This window comes from Rhizobium sp. 05N430, from assembly GCF_056396985.1.
In genome coordinates this window covers 85,323-102,627 of record NZ_JBFTMO010000013.1, presented here as the reverse complement: position 1 = coordinate 102,627, position 17,305 = coordinate 85,323, and the positions used below count along the sequence as shown (strand labels likewise).

Below are 17,305 nucleotides of genomic sequence, written 5' to 3'. Positions count from 1 at the left end.
GATTTAGCCGCAGCTTATCCACGACGGCTTGCGCGGCGCTTGATTGCGTCCCGCAGCACCTCTATCTCTTCCCCACCGCAATACCGATCCGGAGCTTTTCATTTGTCCGTTTTCAAGAACCTGCCGACCCCGCCCGCTGCTGCCAAGAAGCCGCTTTCCGATACGCGCCACGGCATCACCAGGACAGACGATTACGCCTGGCTGCGCGCCGACAACTGGCAGGCGATGTTCAAGGATCCCAGTATCCTAGACCCCGAGATCCGCTCGCATCTGGAGGCCGAAAACGCCTATATGAACGCGGCGATGGAAGACACCAAGCCGTTGCAGAAGGCGCTGTTTGCCGAGATGCGCGGCCGCATCAAGGAAGACGACAGCTCGGTGCCGATGAAGGATGGCGCCTATGCCTATGGCACCTTCTTCGTCACCGGCGGCGAACAGCCGCGCTATTTCCGCATTCCGCGCGACGGCGACACCAAGGACGAGACGATCCGCACCGTGCTGCTCGACGGCGACAAGGAAGCGGCGGGCAAGAGCTATTTCCGCCTCGGCGGGCTCGATCACTCCACCGATCACAATCGCGGCATCTGGGGCTATGACGACAAGGGTTCGGAGTTCTTCACGCTGAAGGTGCGCGATCTCGCGACCGGCGAGGACCTCGCCGATGTGATCGAGAATACCGGCGGCGGCGGCGTCTGGGCGCCCGATGGCAAAAGCTTCTTCTATTCGGCGCTGGACGAGAACCATCGTCCGTCGAAGGTCTATCACCACATCATCGGCACGCCGCAGAGCGACGACCGGCTGGTTTACGAAGAGCCGGATGCCGGTTTCTTCATGGGCGTCGGCGGCTCGCTGCTCGACGACTTCATCTACATCGATATCCACGATCACGAGACGTCAGAATACCGGCTGCTGTCCACCAAGGACCTGACGGCCGAGCCGAAGATTGTTGCCGAGCGCGAGGAAGGCATCGAGTACACGCTGACCGAGGGCGGCGATGTCTTCTACATCCTGACCAATGACGGCAATGCCAAGGATTTCAAGATCGTCGAGGCGCCGGTCAATGCACCGGGCAAGGAGAACTGGCGCGAAGTGGTGCCGCACAAGCCGGGTACGCTCATCATCAACCACATGGCCTATGCCCGCCATCTGCTCTGGCTGGAGCGCAAGGACGGCCTGCCGCAGATCATGATCCGCGACCGCAAGACCGGCGAGGAACACGCGATCGCCTTTGCCGAGGAAGCCTATTCGCTGGGCCTCTCAGGGGCTGCCGAATATGACACCGACGTCATCCGCTTCTCCTATTCGTCGATGACGACGCCCTCGCAGCTCTACGATTACAACATGGTGACGCGCGAGCGGACGCTGTTGAAGACCCAGGAAGTGCCGTCCGGCCATAACCCGGACGATTACGTCACCCGCCGCGTCTTCGCGCCCGCCTGGGACGGCGAGACGGTGCCTGTGACCCTGCTCTACCGCAAGGACACCGCGCTCGACGGCTCTGCACCCTGCCTGCTCTATGGCTATGGCGCCTATGGCATCACCATTCCGGCCGGGTTCAACACCAATTGCCTGTCGCTCGCCGACCGAGGCTTCGTCTATGCCATCGCCCATATCCGCGGCGGCAAGGACAAGGGCTTCGCCTGGTACGAAGACGGCAAGATGGAAAAGAAGACCAATACGTTCAAGGACTTCATCGCCGCCGCCGACTATCTGAATCAACAGAAGTTCACGTCCTACACGAACATCATCGCCGAGGGCGGATCGGCGGGCGGCATGCTGATGGGGGCGATCGCCAACATGGCGCCCGAGAAATTCGCCGGCATCATCGCCGCCGTTCCCTTCGTCGACGTGCTGAACACCATGCTCGACGACACGCTGCCGCTGACCCCGCCGGAATGGCCGGAATGGGGCAACCCGATCGACAGCCAGGAAGAATACGAGCAGATCGCTGCCTATTCGCCCTACGACAATGTCGGCGAAAAGCCCTACCCGCCGCTGCTGGCACTCGGCGGGTTGACGGACCCGCGGGTGACCTATTGGGAACCGGCGAAATGGGTAGCGAAGCTGCGCGAGAAGACGACGGGCGACGCGCCGATCCTGATGAAGACGAATATGGATGCCGGGCATGGCGGCGCGTCCGGGCGCTTCCAGCGGCTGGAAGAGATCGCGTTCGAGTATGCGTTTGCGATCAAGGTTGCGGGGAAGATGAGCTGAGCTAGAGCAAGTTCGCCCCCCTCTGCCCTGCCGGGCATCTCCCCCACAGGTGGGGAGATCGGCCGGAGGCGACTGCTCGACCAAACTGCAACCGCTCAGCGCACCGCAACGTCAATTTTGAAGGGGGAGCCTCCCACTTGTTATCTCCCCACCTGTGGGGGAGATGCCCGGCAGGGCAGAGGGGGCTGGCCGGGCCGCAGCATTCACGAGGGAGAAAATCCATGCCCGTCTACATCGCCCTCCTCCGCGCCATCAATGTCGGCGGCACCGGCGCCTTGCCGATGGCGGAGCTGAAGGCGATCTGCGAGGAGCTCGGGTTCGAGGATGTGAAAACCTATATCCAGAGCGGCAATGCCGTCTTCCGCTCCGCTGACAGCGAAAAGGCCGCGGGCGAGAAACTCGACGAGGCACTGGGCAAGCGGCTCGGCAAGAAACCCGGCGTAATGATCCGCAGCCGCAAGGAAATGGCAGCGATTGCCGGGAACGCGCCCTTCCCGGATGCCAAGCCGAGCTTCGTTCTGGTGCATTTCCTGGCTGAAGCCGCACCCAAGAACGCGCTCGAAAGCATGGTGGCTCCTGACGGTGAAGAGGCCGTGATCTCCGACCACGAGATCTATGTCCACTACCCCGTCGGATCAGGGAAATCGAAGCTCAAGCTTGCGGCGCTGAAGGCGGGAACCTCGCGCAATATCAACACGGTGCGCAAGCTCGTGGAGATGGCGGCCGAGATGGACGATCCGGGCTAAGCTCGAATGCCTGAACCCGCCCGCCGTGCCTACGTCACCTTGATCATAGGCGGCTGTTTCCACTTTCCGTCCAGCGCCTCCGGCTTCGGCCAGTAGAGCCGCGTCGCGATCACGAAGGGGCCCTTGGGTGCCGGCAACCAGTTCGGTTCCTTGTCCTTGCCGGGGGATTCGGTCTGGACGTAGAAGGTCAGCCCGCCATCGGCATCCTTGACGAAATCCGGCAGCATCGGCGAATTCAACAGGTAGCGGTCGATCGGATTGGCGACAAGCAGGCTCTCGGGCAGCTTGTACATGGTCAGCGACCAGAAGGCGTTGACTGGCGGAAGTTCGCCTTTGGCGAAACGCACCGTGTATTTGTTGGCGCCGTCGAGCTTGTTGCCTTCGGCATCGACGGCGTAGGCCGGGTAGATAGCTTCCTGTTTGGAGTTGCCGTAGATGCCGAGAACAGCTGCCGTCATCCGGTAGAGATAGTTGTTCTTCAGGTAGGCGCGGGTGCCGAACACGTCGCCCGAGGTGACTTCGCCGGTATCGAAGCGTCTGCGCAAGCCCTCGATATCCGCCCAGGCATCGGCCCTGCCCTGCTCGAAGGCCGTTTTCATGTCCGGCGTCAGCTTGGCTGGGTCGAACGGCTTGCCGCCGCCGATGCCGATGCTTGCAAAGCGCTGCATCAGCGCCGTTTCGGACGGATCGGGCGGGCAGAACTGCAGGATGAAATTGAGGATGCCGAAGAACGCGAGCGAGGTCTTCTCGCCATCGGGGGTGAGCGGCTTGGCAAAGTCGATGGCCGGTGCTGCGGCGGGTGCCGGTTTGCCGAGGAATTTCGACAGCGGCTCCGCCTTGTAGGCGGCCTGGATCTTCTTGACGTTGTCGAGATCGCCGGGATTGAAAAGCTGCGTGCGGTAGACGGCCAGCAGCAGCTGGGTCTCCGAGCGCATCACCTTATCGATGCCCTTCGGCGTCTCGCCCTTCCAGTCCGGCCCGGCGATCAGGAAGCTGCCGCCGCCGTTTCCGGTGGCGCGGCTGCCGATATAGTCGAAATTGAAGGTATAGGCATCGATCAGCTGGATGCTGAAATAGCGGTCCTTTTCGATCGGCGGCACGGTCAGCACCATCGGCTCGGCGCGAAGGTCCAGGCCGAGCATCGAGTAGGGCGTATCGGAATTCGGCGTCTGCACCGCGGTGTCGGCAGGGGTGTAGACCCGCGGAATATTGACCAGATGGTTCCACGGCCCCTTGTATTCCGGATTTTTGGTATCGACGAAATAGGCATGCTGGATGCGGTAGCTGTCGACCATCGGGAAGCCGTAGATATAGGCCTCCTTGGCGATGGCGCGGGCTTCAGCGGCGCTGACTTCGGCGGCCAATGCAGTGGCCGGTCCGAGACCCGCGAGCCCTGCGGCCGCAACCATGCCCTTGGTGAATTCACGTTTTGTCAGATGCATGACACCCTCCCCTTTTTGCGGAACAGTCACTTCACCGGCTGCGGCTCGGGAAATGTCCATGACCCGTCAAGGATCGCCTGTTGCGGGCGGTAGAGGCGGACGGTGTAGTTCCAGCCCGGCGTGGTCGGCAGGCAGTTTTCGATCTTGCCGTCGCAGCCGCCGAACTGGATGGCGATCGAACCATCGGCGCTCTTCTTCGCGGTGACGTCGTTCAGCGCATAGGCGCCGTATTTGTTCTTCTTGTAATAGCCCTTGGCGTCATAGAGGCTGACCGACCAGAAGCCGTCGACGGGAACGTCCTTGACGGTGAGTTTGTAGACGGTCTTGCCGTCATTCTTCGGCGGCGTGATGTTGAGATAGGTGGCGTCCTTGTCGGGATTGCCGCCCCAGGCAGCGGCGCTGGCCACCAGATGGCGGATGGGATCGACCACATCCCTGGCGCCGAACGCCTTGTTGAAATTGGGCATTGTCGATGCCAGCACCAGCAGCGCGTCGCGCACCTTCTTCTGGCTCACCGGATCCCATTGCGGGATCGAGAACTTGCCGGGGCCGCCCGGCTGCTCGGCCTTGATCGCATCCTGCAGCGCGTGGACAGCTTCGACATCCTTGGGGTCGGCCGGATTGACGAAGGTCCGGATGCCGGCGATCACATAGCGGGTGCCGACCTGCTCCTTGGTGAAGGTGCTGGCGCCCTGATAGGACACAACCGGGATATAGTGATCTTCGCTGACGGCAAAGAGCGACATGAACCGCCCGCCGGCATCCGGCAGGGTGATGGTCACCGGCCCGGCGTCGAGATCGAAGACTGCCGAGGTATAGAGCGTATCGCGGTTCAGACGGATCACCGTCTGCTTGTCGATATCGGCCGGTTCGCGGCGGTGGATCAGCTTGCCGAAACCGCCATCCTTGACGATGTTATTGAAATAGAGGTCGCTTTCGGCCCTGACGAAATTGTCCACCGTGACAGCTTCGGCGGCGAAGGCCGGATGCGGTGCGGTCACGACGGCCAGTGCTACGGCGGCGGCAGACAGAAGCGGTCTTGGTTGCAGGAAAGTTTGTCCAGGCATCGCGCATCTCCTGAATGGTGGAAATGCACCCTTCCGCAAAGCCGGTGCGGCGGTAAGTACGTTACAGTAACACGGGCGTAAATGGAGCGGTGTTTACGGCGATGAGCCAACCGCTTACATCCAGTATTTCACGGCGTAGACCACCGTCATCACGGCGCCGGTGACGATCACGAACCACCGGACAACGGATCCCGGCAAGATGCGGACTAGGTAGCCGCCGAGATAGCCGCCGAACAACGCGCCAAAGAGCATCGTCAGTGTCTGCGGCCAGCGGACGGCGCCCTGCAGGATGAAGATCGTCACGGCGGCGATGCTGACGGCCGTGGCGAGCAGGTTCTTCAGCGCCTTGACGCGGCGGATATCGTTGGGGTCGCCGATCGCCAGCACTGCCGTCAGGATGACGCCGAGACCGGCGCCGAAGAAGCCGCCATAGATCGACGCGAATGCCAGCACCGTGGAGCCGGCGAGCTGTGACGGCTCGCTGCCGCCGCGGCGCCTTTCGGCCCAGGCCGCGATGTGCGGCGAAAACAGGAAAAGCAGCGTGGCGGCGCCGATCAGCGCCGGCACCGGCAGCACGAAGAGCCGCTCCGGCAGCGCCAGCAGAAGCAGCGCGCCAAGGATGCCGCCGATGAGGCAGACCAGGACCGAGAGGCCGAGCTTGAGATCGAGCGGCTGCAGCTTCCGGTGATCGGCAAGCACCGCAAGCAGATGGCCGGGGACGATGGCCACCGCATTCGAGGCGTTGGCGGTGACCGGCGGCAGGCCCGAGGCCGCCATTGCCGGAAAGGTCAAGAGTGTGGCGCCACCCGCCAGCGCATTGATGACGCCGCCGGCAATGCCTGCGGCAAACAACAGAATTGCGATTTCCAGGCTCATCGGCGGCTCCCCCATCCCCCTGCCCTTGCTAGCCGCCTCCGGCTCCGGCGCCAAGCCGTCCTTGACGCCAGGCGGTTCGCCCCGAACGATGATTTTGAGATTTGCCGCGTCAATGCGATACTCAGCGCAGGAGAGAGCGATGGGGCGTCACTGGCGGATCCTGGCTGCGCTGCTTTCACTGGCGCTCGTCAGCGCCGGTCCGGCCGACGACGGCCGCTGGTATGCCGGCGACTTCTCCTTTTCCGACGAACTCGGCGGCTTCCGGATCCTGTCGATCAAGGGAAAGGGCACGCGCGCCGATCCGATCGAGATCACCGAGGCGCTCACGTCGACCGAGCCGGTGACGCTGGTGATCCGCGCCGCCAATGCCGCCAGCCTCGATACGCTGCGGCAGAACTCGTTCCACATGAAGATCTCGGCGGTGAACCAGAGCAAGCTTGCCTGGATCGGCTTCGAATTCGAACTCGAGGAGATCCGCGGCAAGCCGAGCGATTTCTATGACGGCCTGTCCTTCGGCCAGACCAATCCCAATCCGGATTTCTTCTCCTCCGACCGCTACGCGCATTTCCAGAACCAGTTCGAAAGCTTCGACCGGCTGCGCTTCGATGACGGCCATTCCGACCCCGGCGTGACGACCAGCTTCGGCTTCTTCGTCACCGACGTGACGCCGGTGGCGGAATTCTATCTGGTGGAGGATCCGCTGATACCGGATTCGTGACTATCCGAGGCTGACAAGCGCCGTCCCGGCGATCGCCATGGCGGCCCCCGCCCAGGCATAGGCATGCGGCATCTTTCCGCTTCGGAGCCACACCATCGGCAGGATGACGATCGGCGTCATCGACGACAGCGTCGAGACGATACCGACGCTGCCGGTCTTCAGGGCTGCGAGCAGCAGCGACATGCCGAGCGCGGTGCCGAAGAAGGCGGAAACAACAGCAAGGGACACATCCTTCCTGCGCAGCGTGCCGGACTGGCGGCGAATGGCGGGCAACGACAGCAACGCCCAGAAGAAGATGACGGCGATGCCTGCGCGCACGGCCATTGCCGCAAAGGGCTCGACGCCGGCTGCCATGGCCGGACGAGCGAAAAGACTGCCGAGCGCCTGGCCGAAGGCAGTGACGACACCCAGCACGATGCCTGTCAGTGACGTGCGCTCCTGCGGTGCAGGCGCCTCGATCGGCTCACCATCGGCCAGCGGAATCATCGGCGCCGGGCGGCGGCGGCGCGCGGCGATGGCGATCAGGATGCCGGTCAGGATAAGCACGACGCCCGTTGCTTGCAGCAAGCTGATCGTTTCGCCGAGCGCGACATATCCCATGGCGAGCGCAAAGGGCGAGGTCAGCGAAAACAGCAGCGCCGTCACCCGTGGTCCGGCGGTATAGATGGCCGCGAAATAGGTGGTGCTGGCAATCGCGATGCCGAAAACGCCGGATGCGGTAAGCGCCATAAACTGCCAGCCGCCCAGCGTCGCCCAGCCACCGGCGACCGTGGCTGCTGTTGCCGTCATCAGGAACGCTGCGGTCAGCTGCCAGCGGGCGAGCTGCATCAGCGGCACCCGGCCGTTCAGCTCGTTGATGAACATCGAGCTCAGCGCGATACACGTCGCGGAACCAAGGGCAAGGGCTTCGGAAATCAGCATCAATAGCTCCGGGAGAGAGCTCATCCTTGGCGTGCGACCGGTGCGCTGTCAATGGACCGGGAGACCGCTTGCCCGCAGCATCACTGCCGGTAGATAGCGCCTGCCTGCGGCTGGAACAGCAGCTTGACGAAGGAGCGCAGTACGAGGATCTGTTCGGCGAGGCTGTTCGGCTCCTTCAGCGCCTTGGACAGCACGATGCCGCCTTCGAGCACGGTGGAAACCATGTCGGCCAGCTGATCGACCTCCAGTGGTTCGCGGGGCGTATAGACCGCCATGATCTCTGCAAACATCTGGCCGAAGCGGCGGCGCCAGGCGAGCACGGCGTTGCGGTTGGTCTCCTGTATCTCGCGGTCGAAGATGCGCTCGTAGTAGCAGACGGTGGCGACCAGACAGCCGGGATGACCGTTCGGCAGATCAGCCAGCAGTTCGGATAGCAGCTTCAGGCCGAGCAGGAAGGACTGCAGCGGATCGTCGGTCAGCTCGCGGGCGCGGCTGAAAATCTCGTCATAGATGCGCTCGTCGTTTTCGATGTAGCGGTTGAGCAGCGCCTTCGCGAGCTCGTTCTTGTCGCGGAAATGGTAGAAGAAACCGCTCTTGGTGATGCCGGTCTCGGCGATCAGCTCCTCGATCGAGGTGCCACCAAAGCCCTTCTGCAGCACGGCGGCTTCGGCGACATCGAGAATGCGTGTGCGTGTTTCGGCGCCCTTTTTCATGCTCCCTCCTGTACCGCCGGTACAGTTTTCAGTTGCCAAAGCCATCTCGCGGCTGCGGCCGCGCCTTCAAAAGCGCAAGCAAGATCATGATTTCAATAGGCAATATTCCCGACCCGCAGGAAGTATACCGCAAGTCGTCTAGTTTCGCATGCGATTAAGCGCGAGAAATCTATCGGCCGGACACCCGATCAGGTGGCGCCGGGCGGTGTAGGGGTGGGTTTTTCAATGGCACAATATAGACGGAAACTGCCGCAGCTTGGTGGCGGTGCCTACATTACCGATGGCGGGCTGGAGACGACGCTGATCTTCCACGAGGGCGTGGAGCTGCCGCATTTCGCAGCCTTCGTACTTCTGGAAACTGAGGCCGGCCGCAGCAAGCTGCGCCACTATTACAGACGCTATCTCGATCTTGCCCGGCGCCATGGCACCGGCTTCGTGCTTGACAGCGCGACATGGCGTGCCAATCGCGACTGGGGCGGGAAGCTCGGCTATTCCAGCGCCAGCCTGAAGGCTGCCAACGAGGCGGCAATGGCTCTGGTCGTTGCATTGCGGAAGGATTACCAGCGACCGAACCTGCCTGTCGTGCTCAGCGGCTCGATCGGCCCGCGCGGCGACGGCTACAAGGCCGGCGCAATGAGCGCCGCCGAAGCGGAGGATTATCACAGCGAGCAGATCTCGGCTTTCGCCGGAACCGAGGCCGACATGGTGAGTGCCTTCACGCTGACCAATATCGACGAGGCGATCGGCATCATCCGGGCCGCCAAGGCACACGGGATGCCGTCGGCGATCTCCTTCACCGTCGAGACCGATGGGCGGCTGGTGACCGGAAAGAGCATTCAGGAGGCGATCGAAACAGCCGATGCAGCAACCGATGGGGCACCAGCCTATTATATGATCAACTGCGCCCATCCCCTGCATTTCGAGGCGGCGCTCGATCCCGGCAGCGCCTGGGCAAAGCGGATCGGCGGCATCCGCGCCAATGCCTCCACCATGAGCCATCAGGAACTCGATGGCAGCGAAACGCTGGATGCCGGCGATCCCGCCGATCTCGGGCGGCGCTACCGGCTGCTCCTGTCTGCCATGCCGCAGCTGAAGGTGCTCGGCGGATGCTGCGGCACCGATCACCGGCATGTCGCGGCGATCTGCGAGGCCTGCCTGCCGCAGGCGATGAGTGCGTAAGGAGGGTAACGCGATGACGACGCTGCGCAAGAAGCTGCGGCCGAAGCGGCTGCTGCGGATGATCCTGCACCACCCCGTCTGGCCGAAGACCAGGAGCAAGGCCCGGCAATTCGCCGATGCCGGGCTGACGCCGTTCGAGGCCCTCGACAGCCACCTGCTCCGCGATATCGGCATCGGCCCGCATGGGCGGCGGTCGAGTTGCGAATAGAGGAACGAGGTTCCGGGTGCGGTCAGCACCCGGAATTGCCTAGTGCTCGGCAGCCGCCACCGCATCCTTGCGCCGGTGGCCGCTGATTTCCGAACCGGCATTCGGCGTGAAGCGCAGGTTCCAGACGGTGGCAGCGAGCGAGATGATGGTGACGACGATGAAGGCGGCGGAGAAATCGTGCAGTTTCGGCTGCTCGCTGCCTGTCGCGGTCATCGAGGCATGCAGCGCCAGGGCGCCGATGCAGATGCCGAGCGACAGCATCAGCTGCTGGAAGGTGGTGTAGAAGCTGGTGGCCGAGCTCATGCGCTCATGGCTGATCTCGTCATAGGCGATCGTGTTATAGGCCATGAACTGGAACGACAGGAAGAAGGCGCTGAGCGTCAGCACCGCAAACATGACGCCGACGGGCCATGCCGGGCTGAAAGCGGCACAGAGGCCATAACCCAAGGTGCCGAGCAGGCCGTTGATGATCAGGCTGTTGCGGAAGCCGAGGCGGCGGAAGACCGGACCCGACAGCGGCTTCATCGCCATCGAACCGATCGCGGTGGCGATGACGATCTGGCCGGCCGTGGCCGCCGACATGCCGAAACCGACCTGGAAGAGCAGCGGCAGCAGGAAGGGCTGCGCCCCTTGCGTGATGCGCGTCAGCGACCCGGCGATGACCGAGGTGCCGAAGGTCGGCACCTTCATCAGCGAGAAATCCATGATCGGCGACGGGTGCTTGCGGGCATGGCGGAGATAGCCGATGCCGAACAGCAGGCCGATGGCAATCAGGAACACCGCCATGGATGCCTCGCCCTCGCGGCTCGACATTTCGAAGCCGAAGAGCAGCGAGCCGAGCGATATGCCTGACAGTATGAAGCCAACCGTATCGAAGGGGCCGATCGCCTTGCCCTTCACCTCGTCGATGAAGATCGACACGAGGATGAAGCCGACGATGCCGATCGGCACGTTGATGTAGAAGATCCAGCGCCAGTCGAGATAGGTGACGATGAAGCCGCCGAGCGGCGGACCGACGATCGGGCCGATCAGCGCCGGAATCAACAGCCATGACATGGCATTGACCATGTCCTTGCGGGCGACGCTGCGCATCAGTACCAGGCGGCCGACCGGCATCATCATGGCGCCGCCGGCACCCTGAATGAGGCGGGCAACGACCAGCAGGAAGAGGTTCGGCGCCAGCGCGCAGGCGATCGACCCGGCAACGAAGACGGCGATCGCCGAGCGGAAGACGGTGCGCGAGCCGAAACGATCGGCCATGCGGCCGCTGGCGGGGATGAAGATCGCCAAGCTCAAGAGGTAGGAGGTGAGCGCGATACTCATCGACGGCGCATCGACGCCGAAATCGCGCGCCATGGTCGGCAACGCCGTTGCCAGAACCGTGGCATCGACGTTTTCCATCAGCATGGCGCTCGCGACGATCAAGGCGATCGTGCGAAAATTCGGGGCAGCCCGCTCGGTGCGAACGGGGTGGAATATCTGATCCGGCATCAGCAGGGATCACTCGCGATGGCGCGGCGAAGCCATGAAAGGACGACAGGGCCGCAGATGTGAAATGGCATGATGCCACAAGGGAGATAACACCGTGTATACGCCCGCAAATGTGGCAAAGGCATGCATTTTAGACAATGCTGGCATGAAGTAACCGAATGGCTACTTGGGAGGGTGCAAGAGGTCGGCGTAATCGCGGGCGCCGGAGAGGATGTTCACGATCCTCACAGTATCTCCCTCGACCGCGTAGAGGATGACAATGCGCCGTTCGAAGACCGCCATGCGCAAGCCGGGACCAATGTCAGGCCGTGCCACGCCTACGAAAGGAGCATCGCCGATCTTGTCACAACGATCTCTCAGTCTTCTTAGGTAGTTGGTGGCTGTCTGGCGGTTCTGGCTGACTTCGAAGATGGCACGGTAGATCACCAAGAGATCATCTTGTGCCGAATTTCGATAGCTAACACGATAGCGCTTCATGCTCGCCATCAATGCGATTCAGAGGCCAGCCGTTCTATCCATGCGCCGACCTCTTCGCTGCTCAGATCCGGACGAGGATCATCGAGGGACGCTTTGACCCGCGCGCGAATGGAGTCCATCCGCTGCTCATAATCGTCCTCATCGTCGAGCCAACGGCGCAACGCAACTTCGACAATCTCACTGGAAGACGAAAACCGTCCCTCTTCGATTTTGGCTCGAAGTGCGTCGTCCAGATCTTCGGGAATCATGATGCTAAGCGGCTTCATGGTCTGCAACCTTGAGTTCATCATCGCAGAATAAGGGAAAACCGCACCAGCTACAAGCGAGGTAGAGAAGCCCTGCTCATTCCACCCGCCACCCTTTCCCGCTACACTTCACCCAAGGTGGAGGTTTTCAGCATGGCGACGCTTGTCTTTGAAATGAACCAGTCGCTGGATGGCTATGTCGATCATGACCGGATGGCGCCGGAGCCGTTGTTTCAGCATTGGGTGAAGCGGACCGAGGGGCTGAGCGCCACCGTCTATGGGCGGACGATGTACGGGCTGATGCGCTACTGGGACGAGGATCAGGATGAGTGGGACGATGCGCACCGGGCGTTTGCGGCAGCATGGCGCAAGCTGCCGAAATGGGTGGTGTCGCGGTCGCTGACAGAGGTCGGGCCGAATGCCACTTTGGTCAGCGGCAATGTCGAGGCCACCATTGCCGGGCTGAAGGCGGAGCGTGAGGGGGAGATGACGATCGCCGGGCCGGTGCTGGCGGGTAATCTTGCGGCAAGCGGGCTGATCGATGAATACCGGCTCTACGTGCATCCGGTCGTGCTCGGGCATGGGCGGCCGTTCTTTACCGGGGCGCGGCCGCCGCTGAGGCTTGTGGCCCACGAGCGGATTGCGGGCGATGTGGTCCGGCTCACATATACTCCGGCCTAGCGTCAACAATAGAAGCAGCTTGCGCCTCCCCCGGCCCGGCCCTACCTATTGAGCATGAGCTCCGCACCTTCAAAGACTGCGCCCGGGGGCGCCGCATTTCCGTTCGACAACAGCTATGCCCGGCTGCCTTCGCATTTCTTTGCGCGGCAGATGCCGTCGCAGGCCGCCGAGCCCTGGCTGATCAAGCTCAATGAGCCCTTGGCGGCGGAACTCGGGCTTGATGTCGAGGTGCTGAAACGGGATGGGGCTGCAATCTTTTCGGGCAATCTCGTGCCTGAAGGTGCCGATCCCTTGGCGATGGCCTATTCCGGGCATCAGTTCGGCCAGTTCAACCCGCAGCTCGGCGACGGGCGGGCGATCCTGCTCGGCGAGGTTGTCGACCGCAACGGCAAGCGCCGCGACATCCAGCTGAAGGGCGCGGGGCAGACGCCGTTTTCGCGCCGCGGCGATGGGCGCGCGGCAATCGGCCCGGTGCTGCGCGAATATATCGTCAGCGAGGCGATGTATGCGCTCGGCATTCCGGCGACGCGGGGGCTGGCCGCGGTCTCGACCGGGGAGCCGGTCTATCGCGAGCGGGTGCTGCCGGGTGCGGTGTTCACGCGGGTAGCGGCGAGCCATATCCGCGTCGGTACCTTCCAGTTCTTCGCGGCGCGCGGCGATACCGATGGCGTCAGGGCGCTTTCCGACCATGTGATCGAGCGGCACTATCCGGAAGTAGCCGGTGCGGACAATCGCTATCTGGCACTCTTCGAAGCGATTGCCGAGCGGCAGGCGGCGCTGATTGCCCGCTGGCTGCATGTCGGCTTCATTCATGGAGTGATGAATACCGACAACATGACGGTGTCGGGCGAGACGATCGATTTCGGGCCCTGCGCCTTCATGGATGCCTATGATCCCGGCACGGTGTTCTCCTCGATCGACCAGCAGGGCCGCTATGCCTATGCCAACCAGCCGGGCATCGGCCAATGGAACCTGGCGCGGCTCGGCGAGACGCTGATCCCGCTTTTCGACGCGGATCAGGACAAGGCAGTGGATCTCGCCAACACTGTGATCAAGGGCTATGGCGCGCGGTTCCAGGCGCATTGGCTTGATGGTATGCGCAAGAAGATCGGGCTTGTGTCCAAAGAGGACGGCGATCTGACGCTGGTCCAGGCTCTGCTTTCGGCGATGCAGGCCGGGCAGGCGGATTTCACGCTGGCCTTCCGGCGTCTCTCGACGCTTGCCGGTGACGATGTTGAAGAAGGCGAGTTTCTCTCGACATTCGACGGGATCGGCGAGGCGATGGGCTGGCTGGTGGACTGGCGCGAACGGCTCAGCCGCGATGCGCAGACGGCGGAGGAGCGCAGCACTGCGATGCTTTCGGTCAACCCGGCCTTCATTCCGCGCAATCACCGGATCGAGCAGGCGATCAATGCCGCCATGGACGATGGGGATTTCTCGCTGTTCGAGGCGCTGATTCAGGTGCTGGCCAAGCCGTATGAGGATCAGCCGGGTTTTACGGCCTATATGGAGCCGCCGAAGCTGGAAGAGCGGGTGCTGCAGACGTTTTGCGGGACGTAGTTTGTGTAAGGCTGCGGCTTGGAGCCCCCTCATCCGCCCTATCGGGCACCTTCTCCCCGCTGGGGAGAAGGGACGTCGCGTTTCGGGGCTACCTTGCGGGCAACCTATTTGCCGTGACCTTCGTGACCTGCATGTGCGGCTGACGCAGTGGCCGCGCCGAGTGTTACCGTTCCCTCGAAGCTGGCGAATGCCTGCAGGGCTTTCGGGTCTGCTTGGGCTTCGGCATCCTTGAGTGCCGCCGCCAGTGCCGTTGCCACATCGGTGGGAACTCCGGCCTGTGCAAGCGCATCGGCTTCCCGGATCGCATCGCCGCTGCATAGCAGCGGGCGCCAGCCATGCTCGCCGTTTTGCAGCAGGATTCGGCCGCCGCGGCCGTCCTGTTGCCAGCCGGCGACCGCCCAGGGGCCGTGGATAGCGACCGGGCCAATGGTGAGCGGCTTGTCCGGGGTTTCGAACATGGTTCTGAGCACATCGGGGATCAGCTGCTGCGGATCGCCGGATGGCGGTTGATCCATCGGCATGTCCATCGTCGTGCCGTCGGGCATCTGCATCGTCGCAGCGCCAGACGTCATCGGCGCGGACAGGGAGAGAGCGGCGGTGATCAGGATCAAGACTAGCTTCATGATGATCTCCCTCACGAAAAGGCGCGCCGGAGCGGCGGCACGAAGCGGATGACGAGCTGGTCGAAGGCGATCATGGAAAGGATCGCGAGGCCGGTCAGCGGGAAGGCGATGCCGAAGATGACGGCGATCACCCAGAGACCGATATAAACAGAGCGCTGCGGCGGCTGCGGCGGCACGCCGACGCGGCCGGCCGGGCGGCGCTTCCACCACATTATGACGGCGGTGACGCAGGAAAGGATGATCGCGAGACACGTGGCGAGCATCAGCAACTGGTTGAAGCGGCCCCACTCCTGTCCCTGATGGACGTTGATGCCCCATTCGATCGCCTTGCCGAGGAAAGGATAGGCGCCATAGCTGATATCGACCAGCGGCTTGCCGGAATATTGGTCGATATGGAGGGTGCGCTCGCGGGAGAGATCGTCGGGGAAGATGGCGGCGGTATAGACGCCCGCCTCGGTCGACGGGATCGCCATGTCGAAGCCCGGCGTCATGCCTGCCGCCTTGGCGATCTCGACGGCGCGGTCGAGGCCGATCGGCGGCTTTGACTGCGCGGCAGCGATATCCGACAGCGGCACCGGCGCCTTCTCGACGGTCCAGCCGACCTTCGGCAGGATATCCTCGGTCACTTTCGCCGATTTCGGCACGTCGTCCCAAAGCTGGGCCGGATAGCCCATGCCGTGGCTGCCGAGGAAGGACTGGACATTGGCGCCCCAATAGCCCGACCAGGGCATGCCCGTTGCCGCCAGGAAGAAGATCAGCAGCCCGGCAAAGGCGCCGGTGACGGCATGCAGGTCGCGCCAGAAGACGCGCTTCGCAGGCGTGCCGCGGACGCTGACCACCCCGCCCGTCTGGCGGCGCGGCCACCAGAGATAGATGCCTGTCAGAACGAGCACCATGGCAAAGCCGCCGGCGATCTCGATCAGCCGGTTAGCCGCACCGCCGAAATAGGCCAGGCTGTGGATGTGCTTGACGACGGTGTTGAACTCTTCCGTCGTGCCGACCTTGTCCAGCACCTTGCCGTCATAGGGATTGACGAAGACCAGCGTTGACTGATCGTCCGCGGCAACGGTGACGATGGCCGAACGCTCCGGCGTGGCCGGGTCGCGATAGGTGGTTGCCACCGAACCGGGCACGGCTGATGCAGCGATATCGCTCAGCACCTGCGGCGAAAGCGGCTGGCCCGCGGGCGTCACGTCATAGCGATAGGCGAAGACCGTATCGTTGATCTCGTCCTTGAACAGATAGAGCGAACCGGTGATCGCCAGATTGAGCATGAAGGGAACGGCGAGCAGGCCGGCGAAGAAATGCCAGCGCCAGATGGCGCGGTAGAGCGAGACGCCTGAAACGACGCTCTCCACCGGCTCAGTGGAGGTGATTGAAGACATGAAACAGTTCCAGATCGATGGCTGGCGTCAGGGCGCAGCCGAAAGCGAGGCACGCCTGGCCGGCTGGCCGGGCGCGGGTTCAGGCAGTCGCTGGATCTGCGGGCGGGGCTCTCGGGCCGGTATTCGGCGGGAACGGATCGCGGTGGAAGACGGCGGCGCGCAGCGGCACCGCTTCGGCAACGGCATAGCCGAGCGGCGCACCCGACAGATCGGCCGGAGACGGCAGCATCGCCGTGGCGCTGATGCGGCAGGCCTCGCAGCCGTGATTGTGATCGGCGCCATGCTGGCTCTTGCCGGTCTCATCGGTAACCGTGACGCAGAGCGTCGGCAGGCTTCCATCCGGCAGCGCATAGGCGGAATAGTCGGCGGGGCCGGACGGCGAGGCAGCCGCGGCGGGCACCTGATGGGCAAAGCCGACGGACACGAGCGCGATGGCGCATAGAATGCGCACCGCCCACTGCTCGAATCTGCTGCCAAGATATTTCATATGACCCCTGCCCTCAGGCCCGGTTCTGATAGCGGCGCTTGCTGGAAATCGCAATGCGACATTGTCGCGTGTTGAAGCCCGCCCAGCGCATGGCTGCCCTGCGCAGACTGCGGCAATTGTGGCGGTTGAAAGGCAGGCGCCTCGCTCTATGTGCTTGAGAATGCTTGTGGCGGCGCCCCTGGAAGTGGGCCGCAGGCGCTTTCTCATTCGACCCGAGCCCCCTCGGGAACCTGCCCGCGCTCCGCCTCCCGGACGCGGCTTTCAGCGGGAGA

General features: G+C 63.2%; 18 protein-coding genes. 7 read left to right on the top strand and 11 right to left on the bottom strand.

Features of this window, described 5'->3' with window-relative positions; genetic code table 11:
- The first annotated feature begins 102 nt into the window (after positions 1–102).
- Together AC1DJO_RS22940 and AC1DJO_RS22935 are read left to right on the top strand one after the other, a co-directional pair.
- On the top strand, positions 103–2,214 hold the full coding sequence (locus AC1DJO_RS22940) for a S9 family peptidase (RefSeq protein WP_477973020.1): 2,112 nt from the start codon (positions 103–105) through the stop codon (positions 2,212–2,214).
- 221 nt (positions 2,215–2,435) lie between these two features.
- A complete protein-coding gene (locus AC1DJO_RS22935; protein WP_477973018.1) occupies positions 2,436–2,960 on the top strand; it encodes a DUF1697 domain-containing protein in 525 nt (174 codons plus the stop codon).
- 29 nt (positions 2,961–2,989) lie between these two features.
- Here the strand turns inward: AC1DJO_RS22935 and AC1DJO_RS22930 are convergent, their stop codons facing one another.
- From AC1DJO_RS22930 to AC1DJO_RS22920, 3 genes are all read right to left on the bottom strand, one after another.
- On the bottom strand, positions 2,990–4,402 hold the full coding sequence (locus AC1DJO_RS22930) for a DUF1254 domain-containing protein (protein WP_477973016.1): 1,413 nt from the start codon (positions 4,400–4,402) through the stop codon (positions 2,990–2,992).
- 26 nt (positions 4,403–4,428) lie between these two features.
- Positions 4,429–5,469, bottom strand: coding sequence for a DUF1254 domain-containing protein (locus tag AC1DJO_RS22925; RefSeq protein ID WP_477973014.1), 1,041 nt, complete (start codon positions 5,467–5,469; stop codon positions 4,429–4,431).
- Between the two features lie 114 nt (positions 5,470–5,583).
- Positions 5,584–6,345 carry a sulfite exporter TauE/SafE family protein gene (locus AC1DJO_RS22920; RefSeq protein WP_477973012.1) on the bottom strand — a complete coding sequence of 254 codons (762 nt, stop codon included), beginning with the start codon at positions 6,343–6,345 and terminating at the stop codon, positions 5,584–5,586.
- A 139-nt stretch (positions 6,346–6,484) separates the two neighbouring features.
- Here AC1DJO_RS22920 and AC1DJO_RS22915 point away from each other — a divergent pair, with 139 nt between their 5' ends.
- Positions 6,485–7,063 (top strand): hypothetical protein, encoded by a 579-nt coding sequence (locus AC1DJO_RS22915; protein WP_477973010.1) that lies wholly within the window; start codon positions 6,485–6,487, stop codon positions 7,061–7,063.
- On the opposite strand, the gene AC1DJO_RS22910 is transcribed toward AC1DJO_RS22915, so the two are convergent.
- Positions 7,064–7,984 carry an EamA family transporter gene (locus AC1DJO_RS22910; protein WP_477973008.1) on the bottom strand — a complete coding sequence of 307 codons (921 nt, stop codon included), beginning with the start codon at positions 7,982–7,984 and terminating at the stop codon, positions 7,064–7,066.
- A gap of 80 nt (positions 7,985–8,064) precedes the next feature.
- Positions 8,065–8,697, bottom strand: a complete 633-nt coding sequence (locus AC1DJO_RS22905) for a TetR/AcrR family transcriptional regulator (protein ID WP_477973006.1) — start codon at positions 8,695–8,697, stop codon at positions 8,065–8,067.
- 225 nt (positions 8,698–8,922) lie between these two features.
- Between AC1DJO_RS22905 and AC1DJO_RS22900 the strand changes: the two genes are divergently transcribed.
- Positions 8,923–9,876: a homocysteine S-methyltransferase family protein gene (locus AC1DJO_RS22900; RefSeq protein ID WP_477973004.1), complete on the top strand. Its 954-nt coding sequence runs from the start codon at positions 8,923–8,925 to the stop codon at positions 9,874–9,876.
- Positions 9,877–9,889: 13 nt separating this feature from the next.
- Positions 9,890–10,084 (top strand): hypothetical protein, encoded by a 195-nt coding sequence (locus AC1DJO_RS22895; RefSeq protein WP_477973002.1) that lies wholly within the window; start codon positions 9,890–9,892, stop codon positions 10,082–10,084.
- A 39-nt stretch (positions 10,085–10,123) separates the two neighbouring features.
- Here AC1DJO_RS22895 and AC1DJO_RS22890 read toward each other — a convergent pair whose 3' ends face one another.
- The 3 genes from AC1DJO_RS22890 to AC1DJO_RS22880 form a co-directional block, all read right to left on the bottom strand.
- Positions 10,124–11,575, bottom strand: coding sequence for an MDR family MFS transporter (locus AC1DJO_RS22890; RefSeq protein WP_477973000.1), 1,452 nt, complete (start codon positions 11,573–11,575; stop codon positions 10,124–10,126).
- A gap of 162 nt (positions 11,576–11,737) precedes the next feature.
- Positions 11,738–12,061: a type II toxin-antitoxin system RelE/ParE family toxin gene (locus tag AC1DJO_RS22885; RefSeq protein WP_477972998.1), complete on the bottom strand. Its 324-nt coding sequence runs from the start codon at positions 12,059–12,061 to the stop codon at positions 11,738–11,740.
- Entirely contained in the window at positions 12,061–12,318 is a 258-nt protein-coding gene (locus tag AC1DJO_RS22880) for a ribbon-helix-helix protein, CopG family (protein WP_162702792.1), read from the bottom strand. The genes AC1DJO_RS22885 and AC1DJO_RS22880 overlap by 1 nt, the downstream gene beginning before the upstream one ends.
- A 132-nt stretch (positions 12,319–12,450) precedes the next feature.
- Between AC1DJO_RS22880 and AC1DJO_RS22875 the strand changes: the two genes are divergently transcribed.
- Entirely contained in the window at positions 12,451–12,978 is a 528-nt protein-coding gene (locus AC1DJO_RS22875; protein ID WP_477972996.1) for a dihydrofolate reductase family protein, read from the top strand.
- A 54-nt stretch (positions 12,979–13,032) separates the two neighbouring features.
- Positions 13,033–14,538 carry a protein adenylyltransferase SelO gene (locus AC1DJO_RS22870; RefSeq protein ID WP_477972994.1) on the top strand — a complete coding sequence of 502 codons (1,506 nt, stop codon included), beginning with the start codon at positions 13,033–13,035 and terminating at the stop codon, positions 14,536–14,538.
- Positions 14,539–14,642: 104 nt separating this feature from the next.
- Here the strand turns inward: AC1DJO_RS22870 and AC1DJO_RS22865 are convergent, their stop codons facing one another.
- The 3 genes from AC1DJO_RS22865 to AC1DJO_RS22855 all read right to left on the bottom strand — a co-directional run bounded on the left by AC1DJO_RS22865 (position 14,643) and on the right by AC1DJO_RS22855 (position 17,033).
- Positions 14,643–15,161, bottom strand: a complete 519-nt coding sequence (locus AC1DJO_RS22865) for a copper uptake system-associated protein (RefSeq protein WP_477972992.1) — start codon at positions 15,159–15,161, stop codon at positions 14,643–14,645.
- A gap of 11 nt (positions 15,162–15,172) precedes the next feature.
- Positions 15,173–16,546 (bottom strand): PepSY-associated TM helix domain-containing protein, encoded by a 1,374-nt coding sequence (locus tag AC1DJO_RS22860; protein ID WP_477972990.1) that lies wholly within the window; start codon positions 16,544–16,546, stop codon positions 15,173–15,175.
- A 79-nt stretch (positions 16,547–16,625) separates the two neighbouring features.
- A complete protein-coding gene (locus AC1DJO_RS22855) occupies positions 16,626–17,033 on the bottom strand; it encodes a hypothetical protein (protein WP_477972988.1) in 408 nt (135 codons plus the stop codon).
- Between the last annotated feature and the right edge of the window lie 272 nt (positions 17,034–17,305).

What these genes read in the sequence shown, in the direction of transcription:
- AC1DJO_RS22935 (WP_477973018.1), top strand. Translation starts at nt 2,436, where the DNA reads ATGCCCGTCTACATCGCCCTCCTCCGCGCCATCAATGTCGGCGGCACC.
- AC1DJO_RS22930 (WP_477973016.1), bottom strand. Translation starts at nt 4,402, where the DNA reads ATGCATCTGACAAAACGTGAATTCACCAAGGGCATGGTTGCGGCCGCA.
- AC1DJO_RS22925 (WP_477973014.1), bottom strand. Translation starts at nt 5,469, where the DNA reads ATGCCTGGACAAACTTTCCTGCAACCAAGACCGCTTCTGTCTGCCGCC.
- AC1DJO_RS22920 (WP_477973012.1), bottom strand. Translation starts at nt 6,345, where the DNA reads ATGAGCCTGGAAATCGCAATTCTGTTGTTTGCCGCAGGCATTGCCGGC.
- AC1DJO_RS22915 (WP_477973010.1), top strand. Translation starts at nt 6,485, where the DNA reads ATGGGGCGTCACTGGCGGATCCTGGCTGCGCTGCTTTCACTGGCGCTC.
- AC1DJO_RS22910 (WP_477973008.1), bottom strand. Translation starts at nt 7,984, where the DNA reads ATGCTGATTTCCGAAGCCCTTGCCCTTGGTTCCGCGACGTGTATCGCG.
- AC1DJO_RS22905 (WP_477973006.1), bottom strand. Translation starts at nt 8,697, where the DNA reads ATGAAAAAGGGCGCCGAAACACGCACACGCATTCTCGATGTCGCCGAA.
- AC1DJO_RS22900 (WP_477973004.1), top strand. Translation starts at nt 8,923, where the DNA reads ATGGCACAATATAGACGGAAACTGCCGCAGCTTGGTGGCGGTGCCTAC.
- AC1DJO_RS22895 (WP_477973002.1), top strand. Translation starts at nt 9,890, where the DNA reads ATGACGACGCTGCGCAAGAAGCTGCGGCCGAAGCGGCTGCTGCGGATG.
- AC1DJO_RS22890 (WP_477973000.1), bottom strand. Translation starts at nt 11,575, where the DNA reads ATGCCGGATCAGATATTCCACCCCGTTCGCACCGAGCGGGCTGCCCCG.
- AC1DJO_RS22885 (WP_477972998.1), bottom strand. Translation starts at nt 12,061, where the DNA reads ATGGCGAGCATGAAGCGCTATCGTGTTAGCTATCGAAATTCGGCACAA.
- AC1DJO_RS22880 (WP_162702792.1), bottom strand. Translation starts at nt 12,318, where the DNA reads ATGAAGCCGCTTAGCATCATGATTCCCGAAGATCTGGACGACGCACTT.
- AC1DJO_RS22875 (WP_477972996.1), top strand. Translation starts at nt 12,451, where the DNA reads ATGGCGACGCTTGTCTTTGAAATGAACCAGTCGCTGGATGGCTATGTC.
- AC1DJO_RS22870 (WP_477972994.1), top strand. Translation starts at nt 13,033, where the DNA reads ATGAGCTCCGCACCTTCAAAGACTGCGCCCGGGGGCGCCGCATTTCCG.
- AC1DJO_RS22865 (WP_477972992.1), bottom strand. Translation starts at nt 15,161, where the DNA reads ATGAAGCTAGTCTTGATCCTGATCACCGCCGCTCTCTCCCTGTCCGCG.
- AC1DJO_RS22860 (WP_477972990.1), bottom strand. Translation starts at nt 16,546, where the DNA reads ATGTCTTCAATCACCTCCACTGAGCCGGTGGAGAGCGTCGTTTCAGGC.
- AC1DJO_RS22855 (WP_477972988.1), bottom strand. Translation starts at nt 17,033, where the DNA reads ATGAAATATCTTGGCAGCAGATTCGAGCAGTGGGCGGTGCGCATTCTA.